This is a genomic window from Streptomyces sp. NPDC005866 (assembly GCF_040629895.1).
Classification (GTDB): domain Bacteria; phylum Actinomycetota; class Actinomycetes; order Streptomycetales; family Streptomycetaceae; genus Streptomyces.
In genome coordinates this window covers 1-14,676 of sequence record NZ_JBEXWP010000009.1, presented here as the reverse complement: position 1 = coordinate 14,676, position 14,676 = coordinate 1, and the positions used below count along the sequence as shown (strand labels likewise).

Below are 14,676 nucleotides of genomic sequence, written 5' to 3'. Positions count from 1 at the left end.
GTGCCCGCTCCGAACGGTTATCCGACTGCCGGGTCGCCCTTGGTGTAGGTCAGGCGCTCCACGGCTCCGGGCCGGAACTGGTCCTCGATCTTCTTGCCGTTGACGTAGAGCTGGATGGCTCCGGCGTCACCGAGGATCAGGTTGATCTTGGAACTGTCCTGGAAGGTCTTGGAGTCGCCCTTCTTCAGAAGCCCGTCGAACAGCATCCGGCCGTTGTGGTCCTTGGCCGAGATCCAGCTGCGTCCGCCTACCGCGCCGACCTGGACGGTGACCTTGTCCTGGGGGGCGGCGGCAATCGCGCTGTCGGAGGGCTGGGGGGTGTTGTCGGGCTTGCTTTCCTTGGGGGTCGGCGAGGCCGACTTCTTGGTCGTCGGGGTGGCTCCCCCGGCGACCGACTGCTTGGCGTCGTCGCCGTTGCCGCCCTTGAAGGCGGTGAAGCCGACGAAACCGATCACGACGACGATCGCGGCGACCATGGCCGCCGTCCAGTTGGGTCCTCGGCGCTCGGGGCGGATACGTTCCGCCTCGAACAGCGGAGCGGCGGGCGTCGGCGCGGGCCGCCCACCACCGTGCTCGGCCGCGAACTGCGCCAGCAGCGGCTCGGGGTCGAGGCCGACGGCCTTGGCCAGGGTCCGGATGTGCCCGCGGGCGTAGACGTCGCCGCCGCAGGGGGCGAAGTCGTCGGCTTCGATGGCGTGCACGATGGCGATGCGGACCCGCGTGCTCCCGCTGATGTCGTCGACGGTCAGCCCGGCGGCGATGCGGGCCTGCTTGAGGGCTCGGCCTACGGAGGGGCGGTTTTCCTCGGGCACGTCTGGGAACGGACGCTCGTCTTCAGGGGAGTTGCTGCCGATGGACACGGGGGCGCCTTTCGAGCGTGTAGCCACCTGTGCTGGAAGTTCAGTCTAGGGGGGGTACGAAAGGGTGGGGCAACCGGGCGGTGGGACTTTGTACGCCATCGGTATGGCCGGGCATCTCGATGGCGGGTCAGGCGTGCGCCCCAGGGTGGGGTACCCACCTTTCCTCTCGCTCAACTTGACGTTCGTCAAAGGGAAACGGTTGCCCGACGATCTCTAACGGGTGGATCACGACAGTGACTCCCCACGGTCTCCAGGCGCCCGCAGCCCTGAGGCAGATGTACCCCTTCAGCCCCCGCGGATCACAGCGAGCACTCCGTCCAGCTCATCGGGTTTCACCAGAACGTCGCGCGCCTTGGACCCCTCGCTCGGCCCGACGACGCCGCGCGACTCCATGAGGTCCATGAGCCGGCCGGCCTTGGCGAAGCCCACCCGTAGCTTGCGCTGGAGCATGGAGGTGGAGCCGAACTGAGTGGAGACGACCAGTTCCGCCGCCTGGCACAGCAGGTCGAGGTCGTCGCCGATGTCCTCGTCGATCTCCTTCTTCTGCTTGCTGCCCACGGTGACGTCGTCCCGGAAGACCGGCGCCATCTGGTCCTTGCAGTGCTGGACGATCACCGCGATCTCGGCTTCGGTCACGAACGCGCCCTGCATACGGGTGGGCTTGTTGGCCCCCATTGGCAGGAAGAGGCCGTCACCCTTGCCGATGAGCTTCTCGGCGCCGGGCTGGTCGAGGATGACGCGGCTGTCGGCCAGCGAGGAGGTGGCGAAGGCGAGCCGGGAGGGCACGTTCGCCTTGATCAGACCGGTGACCACGTCGACCGAAGGCCGCTGGGTGGCGAGCACCAGGTGGATACCGGCCGCCCGCGCGAGCTGCGTGATCCGCACGATCGCGTCCTCGACGTCGCGGGGGGCGACCATCATCAGGTCGGCGAGCTCGTCGACGATCACCAGCAGATACGGGTAGGGCTGCAGTTCCCGCTCACTGCCCTCGGGCGTCTTCAGCTTGCCGGTCCGCACCGCCTCGTTGAAGTCGTCGATGTGCCGGTAGCCGAACGCGGCCAGGTCGTCGTAGCGCAGGTCCATCTCGCGTACGACCCACTGCAGCGCCTCGGCGGCCCGCTTCGGGTTGGTGATGATCGGCGTGATCAGGTGCGGGATGCCCTCGTAGGCGGTCAGCTCGACCCGCTTGGGGTCGACCAGGACCATCCGTACGTCCTCCGGGGTGGCTCGCATCATGACCGAGGTGATCAGGCAGTTGATGCAGGACGACTTGCCGGAGCCGGTGGCGCCCGCGACGAGCACGTGCGGCATCTTCGCCAGCGAGTGCATGACGTAGCCGCCCTCGACGTCCTTGCCGAAGGCGACCAGCATCGGGTCGTCGTCCTCTGCGGACTCGGCGAGCCGCAGCACGTCACCGAGGTTGACCATCTCCCGGTCGGTGTTGGGGATCTCGATGCCGACGGCGGACTTGCCGGGGATCGGGCTGATGATCCGCACGTCGGGGCTGGCGACGGCGTACGCGATGTTCTTGGTGAGCGCGGTGATCCGCTCGACCTTCACGGCGGGCCCGAGCTCGACCTCGTACCGGGTGACGGTCGGACCGCGGGTGAAGCCGGTGACACGCGCGTCCACCTTGAACTCGGAGAACACGGTGGTGAGCGAGGCGACGACCCGGTCGTTGGCCTCGCTGCGCGCCTTGCCCGGCCCGCCCCGGGTGAGCAGGTCGAGGGAGGGCAGCGCGTAGGTGATGTCTCCGGAGAGCTGGAGCTGCTCGGCGCGCGGGGGCAGGTCGCGGGGCTTTTCGGGGGCCGGCTTGGTCAGGTCGGCGACGACCGGTTCGACCTTGAGCTTCTCCTGCTTGGGCCGCGCGGCCGGGACCGGACTCGGACTCGGGGCCGGCACGGGCGTGGGCGCGGTGTCCTCGCGGTCGCCGACGCTGACGCCCTGGGTGAGGTCGGCGACGAGCGGCGAGGGCGGCATGCCGTGCATGACCGCGCCGTCGAGCGCGGCGGCAGCGGCCGCGGCGACGTCCACGGCGTCCATCGGACGGCCCATGTCCGGCTGCGGCACGGCGGAGCGCCGCGGGCGGCCACGGCGCTTGGCGAGGGCGTCCTGCTCGGCGCCCTCAGGGTCGTAGTCCCGGGGGGCGCTGGAGCGCCTGCGGGAGCGCGCGGGCAGCGCCTCGCGCCACTGCTCGTCGTAGCGCTCGTCGTCCCCGTTGTTGTCGGTGTACTCGTCGGGTTCGGGGTCGTGCAGCAGCCCGAGGTGGATGCCGAGCACGCGCAGCCGCTGCGGGATCGCGTTCACCGGGGTCGCGGTCACGACGAGCAACCCGAAGATCGTGAGCAACGCGAGCAGCGGTACGGCGAGGACGTCGGTCATGGTGTACGTCAGCGGGGTCGCCGCCGCCCAGCCGATGAGGCCGCCGGCGTCCCTTATGCCCTGCATGCCGTCGCTGCGGGCGGGTGAGCCGCAGGCGATGTGGACCTGGCCGAGCACGCCGATGATGAGCGCGGACAGGCCGATCACGATCCGGCCGTTGGCCTCCGGCTGCTCCGGGTGGCGCATGAACCGTACGGCGATCGCCGCGAGCAGTATCGGCACCAGCAGGTCGAGGCGGCCGAAGGCGCCGGTGACCAGGATCTCCACCAGGTCGCCGACCGGGCCACGCAGGTCGGCCCAGGTGCCGGCGGCGACGATCAGGGCGATGCCGAGCAGAAGCAGGGCGATGCCGTCCTTGCGGTGGGCCGGGTCCAGGTTCCTGGCTCCCTGTCCTATGCCGCGGAAGACGGCGCCGACGGCGTGCGCGAGGCCGAGCCAGAGGGCGCGCACCAGGCGGTAGACGCCCCCGGTGGGGCTGGGCGCCGGCCTGGGCGCCGGCGCGGACTTCTTCGCCGCGGTCCTCTTGGCGGGCGCCTTCTTGGCCGGGGCTTTCTTCGCGGCGGCCCTTTTCGCCGGAGCCTTCGAGGGAGCGGCCTTCTTCGGGGGCTGCTTCTTGGCTGCCGAGGGACGTGAGGCCATGGGTGTGAGGTTACCGGGGGATGCGACAGGGGACACGCGTGCCCACTGCTTCACCCGTTCGTGTCGCCCTTACCGGGACACGGAACTGACGCGCACTCATGGGCAACTGTGGCCGCCTTCGCGGTCAGTTCTGCGACGGAAGCGGTGGAGTGCCGCCGCCGGTGCCCGGTTCGAGGGCGTCCAGCGCCCGGCGCAGGCCGGTGAGTTTGCGCTCCAGATGGGCCGCCGTGGCCACCGCCGCCGCGTCCGCTGACTCGTCGTCCAGCTGCTTGGACAGCGCCTCGGCCTGCTCCTCGACGGCCGCGAGCCGCGCGGACAGTTCGGCGAGCAGCCCCGCGGACTCCTTGCCGGCGACCGCGTTCTTGCCGCCGCCCTCCAGTTGGAGCCGAAGCAGCGCCGCCTGCTCACGGAGCTGGCAGTTCTTCATGTACAGCTCGACGAACACCGAGACCTTGGCGCGCAGCACCCACGGGTCGAAGGGCTTGGAAATGTAGTCCACCGCGCCCGCCGCGTAGCCCCGGAAGGTGTGGTGCGGGCCGTGGTTGATCGCGGTGAGGAAGATGATCGGGATGTCCCGGGTCCGCTCCCGCCGCTTGATGTGGGCCGCGGTTTCGAAACCGTCCATGCCCGGCATCTGGACGTCCAGCAGAATGACCGCGAAGTCGTCCGTGAGCAGTGCTTTGAGCGCTTCCTCCCCGGACGATGCCCGCACCAGTGTCTGATCGAGCGCAGAGAGAATGGCCTCCAGCGCCAGCAGATTCTCCGGCCGGTCATCGACCAGGAGGATCTTGGCCTTCTGCACCATGGCCCGCCCTCCTCGCCCCGGCGGTACACCGGGCGCCGCCCCAGGGGACGACTCCCTTTCGCCGCCCGTCCTTGTGCCGGTCATGGTAGCCGCACCCCGCCTGTCGCCACACCCTGTCACTGCGATGTCACTGTGCACGTAGCAGAAACGCAGCCGGGGACCAGAAGGTTCCCCCCATCCCGCACTTCTACACGGGTTCCACCACCCTGAGTCAGCAACTTCCCGTGCACACGGAAGGTTCCCGCAACGTTCACATCACGCCCGGTCGTTGCGGTCACTCCTCGCGCATCCACTTCTCCATCACCGCCAGAAGATGATCGGGGTCGACCGGCTTGGTGACGTAGTCGGAGGCGCCGGACTCGATCGCCTTCTCCCGGTCACCCTTCATCGCCTTGGCGGTCAGCGCGACGATCGGCAGCCCGGCGAACTGCGGCATCCGACGGATCGCCGTGGTCGTCGCATAGCCGTCCATCTCGGGCATCATGATGTCCATCAGTACGACCGTGACATCTTCGTGCTGTTCCAGGACCTCGATGCCCTCGCGGCCGTTCTCGGCGTACAGCACCGACAGGCCGTGCTGCTCCAGGACGCTGGTGAGCGCGAAGACGTTGCGGATGTCGTCGTCGACGATCAGCACCTTCTCCCCGCCGAACCGCACGCCCCGGCGCGGCGCCGGGGTCGTGGCCTCCTGCTCGGCGAGCACCGGCCACGACTCGGCCATCTGGGGAGTGATCCGGCGCCGGCGCCGGAAGAGCGCGGCGGCACCGTTCTGGGTCTCCTGGTACGACCTCACCTCGGCCGGCGTCTCGACCTCCGTGCCGGACAGCCCCGAGGCGTGGTTCTGGGAGGCGACCAGGTCCCCGGCCTCCAGGGCGGGCACGGACTGCTGGTAGCCCTGCGGCGGCAGTTCGCTGGGGTGCAGCGGCAGATACAGGGTGAACGTCGAGCCGCGGCCCGGCTCGCTCTGTGCGTGGATCTCACCGCCGAGCAGCTGCGCGATCTCCCGCGAGATCGAAAGACCGAGGCCCGTACCGCCGTACTTGCGGCTGGTCGTGCCGTCGGCCTGCTTGAACGCCTCGAAGATGACCCGCATCTTGCTGGCCGCGATGCCGATACCGGTATCGGTCACCGAGAACGCGATCAGCGGCGCGTCCGGATCGCTGAGCGAGCCGGCCTCCAGGAGCTGCTCCCTGATCCCCACCGGCACATCGCCGACGGCCGGCCGGATCACCAGCTCCACCGACCCGGAGTCGGTGAACTTCACCGCGTTGGACAGCAGGTTCCGCAGCACCTGCAGAAGCCGCTGTTCGTCCGTGTGCAGGGTGGCGGGCAGCTCCGGAGAGACCCGCACCGACAGGTCGAGGCCCTTCTCCGCAGTCAGCGGCCGGAAGGTCGCCTCCACGTAGTCCACGAGCTGGACCAGTGCGATGCGCGTCGGGGAGACGTCCATCTTGCCCGCCTCGACCTTCGACAGGTCGAGGATGTCGTTGATCAGCTGGAGCAGGTCGGAGCCGGCGCCGTGGATGGTCTCGGCGAACTCCACCTGCTTCGGGGAGAGGTTGCCCTCGGGGTTGTCGGCGAGCAGCTTGGCCAGGATCAGCAGCGAGTTGAGCGGGGTGCGCAGCTCGTGGGACATGTTGGCGAGGAACTCGCTCTTGTAGCGCATGGAGACGGCGAGTTGCTCGGCACGCTCCTCCAGGACCTGCCTGGCTTCCTCGATCTCGGTGTTCTTCACCTCGATGTCGCGGTTCTGCCGGGCCAGCAGCTCGGCCTTCTCCTCCAGCTCCGCGTTGGACGCCTGGAGGGCCTTCTGCCGGTTCTCCAACTCCGCCGACCGCTCCCGCAGTTGCTCGGTCAGCTCCTGCGACTGCTTCAGCAGCACCTCGGTCTTGGTGTTGACCGAGATGGTGTTGACGCTGGTCGCGATCATCTCGGCGATCTGGTTGAGGAAGTCCTTCTGGATCTGCGTGAACGGCGTGAAGGACGCCAGCTCGATCACGCCCAGAACATTGCCCTCGAACAGCACCGGAAGCGCGATCACCTGCGCCGGCGGGGCCTCGCCGAGCCCGGAGGAGATCTTCAGATAGCCGTTGGGCGCCTTCTCCACCAGGATCGTGCGCTTCTCCTTGGCGGCCGTCCCGATCAGCGCCTCACCGGGCCGGAACGACGTCGGCATGGAGCCCATCGAGTAGCCGTACGACCCCTGCATGCGCAGCTCGTAGGCGTCCTCGGTCTCGGCGCTCAGATCCTTGCCGTCGACCAGGGGCATCGTCAGGAAGAACGCGCCGTGCTGCGCGGTGACCACCGGCGTCAGCTCGCTCATGATCAGCGACGCCACGTCCGCCAGGTCGCGGCGGCCCTGCATCAGCGCGGAGATACGCGCCAGGTTGCCCTTGAGCCAGTCCTGCTCCTGGTTGGCGACCGTGGTGTCGCGCAGGTTGGCGATCATCTTGTTGATGTAGTCCTGGAGTTCCTGGATCTCGCCGGAGGCGTCCACGTCGATCTTCAGGTTCAGGTCGCCGCGGGTCACCGCGGTCGCCACGCGCGCGATGGCACGCACCTGCCGGGTCAGGTTCCCGGCCATCTCGTTCACGGACTCGGTGAGGTCCCGCCAGGTGCCGTCGACGTCACGCACGCGTGCCTGACCGCCCAACTGCCCCTCGGTGCCCACCTCACGGGCGACCCGGGTGACCTCCTCGGCGAAGCTGGACAGCTGGTCGACCATCGTGTTGATCGTCGTCTTCAGCTCAAGGATCTCGCCGCGGGCGTCAATGTCGATCTTCTTGGTCAGGTCACCCTTGGCAATGGCCGTGGTGACCATCGCGATGTTGCGCACCTGACCGGTCAGGTTGGACGCCATACCGTTCACCGACTCGGTGAGGTCCTTCCACGTACCCGCCACACCCGGTACGTGCGCCTGGCCGCCCAGGATGCCGTCCGTGCCCACCTCACGGGCCACCTTGGTGACCTGGTCGGCGAACGAACTCAGCGTCTTGACCATCGTGTTGATGGTGTCGGCGAGCTGGGCGACCTCACCGCGCGCCTCGATGGTGACCTGCCGGGTCAGGTCGCCGTTGGCGACCGCCGCCGACACCTGGGAGATGTTCCGCACCTGCATGGTCAGGTTGTTGGCCATCAGGTTCACGTTGTTGCTGAGGTCCTTCCAGATGCCCGTGACACCCGGAACGTGCGCCTGCCCGCCCAGGATGCCCTCGGTACCCACCTCGCGGGCCACCCGGGTCACCTGTTCGGCGAAGCTGGACAGCTGATCAACCATGGTGTTGACCGTCGTGACGAGCTCAAGGATCTCGCCCTTCGCGTCAACAGTGATCTTCTTCGACAGGTCGCCCTTGGCAACGGCCGTCGTGACCTCGGCGATGTTGCGCACCTGGATGGTCAGGTTGTTCGCCATGAAGTTCACGGACTGGGTGAGGTCCTTCCAGGTGCCCGCGACTCCCTGCACCTCGGCCTGGCCGCCGAGGATGCCCTCGGTGCCCACCTCGCGCGCGACGCGCGTGACCTCCTGGGCGAACGACGACAGCTGGTCGACCATCGTGTTCAGGGTGTTCTTCAGCTCCTGGATCTCCCCGCGCGCGTCCACGGTGATCTTCTGGGAGAGGTCACCCCGGGCGACCGCGGTCGCCACCTGGGCGATGTTGCGCACCTGGGCGGTGAGGTTGCCGGCCATGCCGTTCACCGAGTCCGTCAGGTCGCGCCACACACCGGCCACACCGGGTACCTGCGCCTGACCGCCGAGGCGGCCCTCCGTACCCACCTCACGGGCCACCTTGGTGACCTGGTCGGCGAAGGCGGAGAGTTGATCAACCATCGTGTTGATCGTGCTCTTCAGCTCAAGGATCTCGCCGCGGGCGTCGACGTCGATCTTCTGGGACAGGTCTCCTCGCGCCACCGCCGTCGTCACCTGGGCGATCTGCCGTACCTGCGAGGTGAGGTTGCCGGCCATGAAGTTGACGGAGTCCGTGAGTTCCTTCCAGGTACCCGAGACGCCGTCCACGCGGGCCTGACCGCCCAGCCGGCCCTCCGTGCCCACGTCCCTGGCCATCCGCGTGACCTGGTCGGCGAAGCTGGACAGCTGGTCCACCATCGTGTTCACGGTGTTCTTCAGCTGGAGCATCTCGCCGGAGACGTCGACCGTGACCTTCTGGGAGAGGTCACCGTTGGCCACCGCCGTCGTCACCTGGGCGATGTTGCGCACCTGGCCGGTGAGGTTGCGGAACGCGGTGTTGACGGAGTCGGTCAGGTCCTTCCAGGTACCGGCGGCTCCGGCCACCTGCGCCTGGCCGCCCAGTTCACCCTCGACACCGATCTCCCGGGCCACGCGGGTGACCTCGGCACCGAACGACGACAGCTGGTCAACCATACCGTTGACGGTGTTCTTCAGCTCCAGCATCTCGCCGGCCACGTCCACGGTGACCTTCTGCGACAGGTCACCGTTGGCCACCGCCGTCGTCACCGCGGCGATGTCCCGTACCTGGGTGGTGAGGTTCCGGAAGACCGTGTTGACGGAGTCCGTCAGGTCCTTCCAGGTGCCCGCCGCGCCCGGCACGTTCGCCTGGCCGCCGAGCCGCCCCTCGGCACCGACCTCGTTGGCCACACGCGTGACCTCGTCCGCGAAGATCCGCAGCGTCTCGGTCATCTGGTTGATCGTCTCGGCGAGCTGGGCGACCTCACCGCGCGCCGGAACGGTCACCTTGCGCGACAGGTCACCGTTGGCGACCGCGGTGGTCACCTCGGAGATCCCGCGCACCTGGGCCGTCAGATTGCCGGCCATGGTGTTGACGGAGTCGGTGAGCTCCTTCCACGTACCCGCGACCCCGGGCACATGAGCCTGGCCGCCCAGGATGCCGTCCGTACCCACCTCACGGGCGACCCGGGTCACCTCGGAGGAGAAGGCCGACAGCTGGTCCACCATCGTGTTGACGGTTTCCTTCAGCTCAAGCATCTCGCCGGCGACCTGAACCGTGACCTTCCGGGACAGATCACCCTTGGCGACCGCGGTCGTCACCAGCGCGATGTCCCGCACCTGGGCCGTCAGCCGGTACGCCATCGTGTTGACCGAGTCCGTGAGGTCCCGCCATGAACCGGACATACCGCGCACTCGGGCCTGCCCGCCCAGCTTGCCCTCGGTACCCACCTCGCTGGCCACGCGAGTGACCTCGTCGGTGAACGTCGACAGCTGGTCGACCAGGTTGTTGACGGTCCTGCCGACCTTCAGGAACTCGCCCCGCAGCGGATGTCCCGCCCCGTCCGGCGACGGCGACGGCGACCGCAGATCCATACGTGGCGACAGGTCGCCCTCGGCCACCGCAGTCAGGACCCGGCTCACCTCGGAGACCGGCCGTACGAGGTCGTCGACGAGGGCGTTGGAGTTGTCCACGGCGGCCGCCCAGGAGCCTTCGCAGGCGCCCGTCTCCAGCCGTTCCGTGAGTTTTCCCTCACGTCCGACCACACGCCGTACCCGGGACAGCTCACCCGTGAGGTGGAGATTGCGGTCGGCCACCTCGTTGAAGACCGCCGCGATCTCCGACATCACGCCGTCGCCGGTCACCGTGAGCCGCTTCCGGAAGTTCCCGTCGCGCATCGCCACGAGAGCCACCAACAGCCGGTTCAGGGCAGCCGTGTCCACCGCCGTGGTCCCGTCACCGCCCCGCTGCCTGCTCAGGGACGGTCCGCCTTTCGCACGCGCCTTAGTGCCCCGCGCCGCTGCGCCAGACTCCACTGTGTCCCTCCCGCAGGGGTCGACCGTTACCACTGTGCTCGTACCACTGTGCTCGGATACCGCCATAGTCGGCGTACCGCTTACTTCGGCGTACCTGTTACTGCTGCGTCGTTCTGCCGGATCGGATCCGGCCACACCAGGGGCTGCTGCCCGCCGTACTCGGAACGCATTCAGCCTGCCCGGACCTTCATCGGAAGCTTGCCCAGTGTTTCACCCCGGCAGAACCAGGCCATAACAGTTCGGCAGCTTCGCACATCGTCCGCACACCTTGGGGGCGTAAACACCGCGACCGGCATCCGCTCGGACGGCGAAGGTAAGTAACCTTGCATCCGGCTGTCCAGCCTCACCGGTTCGTCCGGCCTGGGCGGTGGCACGAGCACGAGCGGGCATTCGGAGGGGCGGCCGCAGACCATGACCACCGGAGTGATCCCCGGGGGACACAACCCGGAGCCACGGCCCACGGGCGGGCGGATGCCGCATCAGCGGCAGGAGCCGGCCGGCCAGGGAAGCCCGTATGTCGAGAACCGGTCGAGGAGTTCTGTGATCACCGCGCGCGCGGCCGCCAGCTTCGAGCCCGTCGGGCGATCGGTCGCGACCGCCCGGGCCTTCGTCCGGGACACGCTCCAGGGCTGGGGCTTCGCGGATGTCATCGACGACGCCGTGGTCCTCACCAGCGAACTGGTGACCAACGCGGTCGTGCACGCGGGCACCCACGCCGACGTCCTGTGCCTGCGCGCCGACGACGGGGTGCGCATCGAGGTCGGCGACCGCTACCCGGAACGCGAGGTCCCGCTCCAGGGCTCCGCCGTCAACATGGGCAGCCCCGACCGCGAGGGCGGCCGCGGACTCCAGCTCTGCGCGGCCCTCGCCGCTCGCTGGGGTGTCGAGTACACGCCCACGCACAAGAATGTCTGGTTCCAGCTCGACCTCCCCGAGCGCCCGGTGGGCACCCGCGCGGCCGGACCGGCCCTCCCCGCCGACCTGCTGCCCCTGGCCGACGGCCGGGTCCGGGTCGCGGTCGTCCAGATCGACCGCAAGGGCTCCGTCACGGCCTGGAACGAGGACGCAGAGGAACTCTTCGGACACACCGCCGCCGAGGTCACCGGCAGGCCGCTGACCGACCTCGCCGCCTGGCCGCACACCCCGGGCACCGGCACCGGCGTCGCGGAGGCGCTCCAGCTCTCCCGCTGGGAGGGCAGTTACGGCATCCGCGGCGCCGACGGCCGCGTCACTGCCGTCTATGCCTCGCACCTGAGGGTCCGCGACACGGGCGGTGAGCCCTCCACCGTCTGCCTGCTGGTACGCGACCACGAACGCGCCGTCCTCCAGACCCCGTTGCGCCATCCCGCCTCCGACGCCGGCGTCGCCCCCGACGGCCAGAGCAGCGACCCCTTCGAGGTGTTCATCGGCTCGCCGGCCCCGGACGACCTCGACGGCCTCCTCCAGCGCACGGTCGAGCGCGCCCGCGACATGCTCGACGGCGACTCCGCGTTCCTGCTCCTCGCGACCGACGACGAGACCGAGTTGGAGGTCCGTGCCTCCACCGGTCTGCCCTCCGCCCGTCAGCGCTTCGCGCGCGTGCCCGTCGAAGCCGGCCCCGGCCGCTACAGCTCGGCCCGTATGCCGGCCGTCCACGACGATCTGACGGCCGTTCCGGGCGCGGTCCCCCTCCTGGGCGGCACCGGCATGCGCTCGGTCGTCACGGTCCCGCTGAAGGTCGAGGGCCGTCTTACGGGCTCCCTGGGCGTCGCGGCGGAGGCCCCCGGCAGATACTCCAACGAGGAGGCGCTGCGCCTCCAGTTCGCCGCCGACCGCATCGCCCTGGCCGTCGAGTCGGCCCGCCTGGGCGAGCTGGAGCGGCTGCGCCGCGGCTCGCTCAGCTTCCTCGTCGAGGCCTCCGACCTGCTCGCCGGCACCCTGGACCGCGACCAGACCCTCGCCCTGATGGCACAGATGACGGTCCCGACCCTCGCCACCTGGTGCGCGGTCTACACGATCGCCGACCAGGCCTCCGAGCCGTACCTGTCGTACGTCCTGCACGAGGACGAGGAACTCATCGACGGCATCAAGTCGTTGCTCGCCAAGGTACCCTCGCCGGACCCGGTGCCCACCCCGGGCGCCCGCGTCTGGACGGTCCCCGGCGAACACGCCCACCAGGCCGCCCTGCGCACCTCCATGCGCAGCCTCGGCCTGACCGGCGGCCCCACCCGCCAGCTCTCCTCCGGCATCGGCCCGACGCTCGCCACGGCCTCGGCCGTGGGCGGCGAGACGGTGGTCCTCCCCCTGGTCGCCCGCAACCGCGTCATCGGCATGCTCACCCTGGGCAAGCCCGCCGACGACCACTTCCGCCAGGAAATCCTGGAACTCGCCGAGGACCTGTCCCGCCGGGCCGCTCTGGCCCTGGACAACGCCCGCCTGTACTCGGAGCGCACGGCCATCAGCCAGGCTCTCCAGCGCAGCCTCCTGCCCCCGGGGACCCCGCACATCGAGGGCGTCGAGGTCGAGGTCATCTACCGCGCGGCCGGCGAGGGCAACGAGGTCGGCGGCGACTTCTACGACGTCTTCCCCATCTCCGACGGCGCGTACGGCTTCGCCATCGGCGACGTCTGCGGTACGGGTCCCAACGCGGCCGCCGTGACGGGCCTCGCCCGGCACGCACTGCGCCTCCTGGCCCGTGAAGGCCTCAGCGGCCCCGCGGTCCTGGAGCGCCTCAACTCGGCCATCCTGGACGAGGGCTCCCGCAGCCGCTTCCTGACCCTCCTGTACGGCGAGATGCGTCCGCAGGAGGACGGCAGCGCGGAGATGAAGGTGGTCTGCGCCGGCCACCCGCTCCCGCTGCGCCTGCGCCAGGACGGCACGGTGGAGGCCGCCGCCGAACCGCAGCCGCTCCTCGGCGTCATCGAGGACCTGGAACTTTACGAGCAGACGGTCAACCTCGACCCTGGTGACGTCCTCCTGTGCGTCACGGACGGCGTGACGGAACGCCGGGAGGGCACGCGCATGCTCGGCGACGACGGCCTCGCGGACGTCCTGACGACCTGCACGGGCCTGACGGCCGGCGCGGTCGCCGCACGCATCATGCGCGCGGTGGAACGCTTCGCGTCGGACGCTCCGTCGGACGACATGGCGATTCTGGCGATGCGGGTCCCCGGCCTTCAGCAGGACTGAGGGCGGGGGGACGGAAGAGGACACAAAAAAGTCCCGCCCTTTCGGGCGGGACTTTTCGCTGGAGCCCCCAAACGGAATCGAACCGTTGACCTTCTCCTTACCATGGAGACGCTCTACCGACTGAGCTATAGGGGCCTGTTGCCTTTTTGAGGTTTCCCCCGCGGCAACGGAAGAGATCATACCCTGAACGGACCCGTGTTCCCAAACTCGTTCAGAAGGCGGGCTGCAGCAGTCCGCCGAGGGCGTTGCAGGCCGAGACGATCCGCTGCATCTCCCGCTTCGTCAACGAGGCGTCCACGGGCAGCGCCAGCGTCTCCTCGGCGGCCAGCTCGCTTTCCGGCAGCGAGACGCAGCGCCGGAACTCCGGCAGCCGGTGCACGGGCGTCTTCACCGGCACCCGGCAGTCAACCCCCTTGCCCCGCAGGGCCCGTGCGAAGGCGTCCCGGTCGGGCCGGCCGTTCCCCGGCACCCGCACGACGTACTGCTGGTAGGTATGCCCGTCACCACCGTCCGGCGTCCGCACCCCGCGCAGCTTCGCATCGAGGTAGGCCGCCCGCTGCCGCCGCTGCGCGATCTCGTCGTACGGCGCCTCGGACTCACCCTGCTCCAGCACCAGCAGCCCGTGCCGCTGCCCGAGCTCCCGCAACCGCCGGATGTCGGCCCACCGGCCAAAGCGATGGACCACAACCACGGCCGCGGACCGGGCAGTTACCGCCGATTCCACCGCCGGGACGTCGAGGCAGTAGGTCACCGGATCTATGTCGGCGAACACCGGAAGCGCACCGGCGAGTGTCACGGCCTCGGCGACTTCCACGTTCCCGAAGGCCGACACGATGACCTCGTCACCGACTCCGACACCGGCGGCCCTGAGCATTGCAGCAGTACCCATGCTTGGATGCTCAGCGCGCAACATGAACTTTGAGTTACGCATATCAAAAAAGGGTTGGACCCGGAACGGAAGTTCCGGGTCCAACCCTTTCAATAATCGTTCGGCGGTGTCCTACTCTCCCACAGGGTCCCCCCTGCAGTACCATCGGCGCTGTAAGGCTTAGCTTCCGGGTTCGGAATGTAACCGGGCGTTT

The 14,676-nt window shown here is 69.1% G+C and carries 6 protein-coding genes, 1 tRNA gene and 1 rRNA gene; 1 reads left to right on the top strand and 7 read right to left on the bottom strand.

Annotated features, from left to right (window positions below; all coding sequences use genetic code 11):
• Positions 1 to 17: 17 nt before the first annotated feature.
• The 4 genes from ABZ396_RS15335 to ABZ396_RS15320 form a co-directional block, all read right to left on the bottom strand.
• Positions 18 to 860, bottom strand: coding sequence for a RodZ domain-containing protein (locus tag ABZ396_RS15335; RefSeq protein ID WP_358920082.1), 843 nt, complete (start codon positions 858 to 860; stop codon positions 18 to 20).
• Positions 861 to 1,145: 285 nt separating this feature from the next.
• The gene (locus tag ABZ396_RS15330) at positions 1,146 to 3,881 is read right to left on the bottom strand and encodes a DNA translocase FtsK (protein WP_358920080.1); all 2,736 of its coding nucleotides are present in this window, start codon (positions 3,879 to 3,881) and stop codon (positions 1,146 to 1,148) included.
• A gap of 124 nt (positions 3,882 to 4,005) precedes the next feature.
• Positions 4,006 to 4,686, bottom strand: a complete 681-nt coding sequence (locus ABZ396_RS15325) for a response regulator (RefSeq protein WP_358920078.1) — start codon at positions 4,684 to 4,686, stop codon at positions 4,006 to 4,008.
• Positions 4,687 to 4,960: 274 nt separating this feature from the next.
• Entirely contained in the window at positions 4,961 to 10,426 is a 5,466-nt protein-coding gene (locus ABZ396_RS15320) for a HAMP domain-containing protein (RefSeq protein WP_358920076.1), read from the bottom strand.
• Positions 10,427 to 10,837: 411 nt separating this feature from the next.
• Here ABZ396_RS15320 and ABZ396_RS15315 point away from each other — a divergent pair, with 411 nt between their 5' ends.
• Positions 10,838 to 13,594, top strand: a complete 2,757-nt coding sequence (locus tag ABZ396_RS15315; protein ID WP_358920074.1) for a SpoIIE family protein phosphatase — start codon at positions 10,838 to 10,840, stop codon at positions 13,592 to 13,594.
• A 59-nt stretch (positions 13,595 to 13,653) separates the two neighbouring features.
• Here ABZ396_RS15315 and ABZ396_RS15310 read toward each other — a convergent pair.
• From ABZ396_RS15310 to rrf, 3 genes are all read right to left on the bottom strand, one after another.
• Positions 13,654 to 13,729: transfer RNA gene (locus tag ABZ396_RS15310), tRNA-Thr, on the bottom strand.
• Positions 13,730 to 13,805: 76 nt separating this feature from the next.
• On the bottom strand, positions 13,806 to 14,468 hold the full coding sequence (locus ABZ396_RS15305; RefSeq protein ID WP_358920221.1) for a DegT/DnrJ/EryC1/StrS family aminotransferase: 663 nt from the start codon (positions 14,466 to 14,468) through the stop codon (positions 13,806 to 13,808).
• 113 nt (positions 14,469 to 14,581) lie between these two features.
• Positions 14,582 to 14,676: ribosomal RNA gene (gene rrf, locus ABZ396_RS15300) — 5S ribosomal RNA — on the bottom strand; the annotation flags it as partial.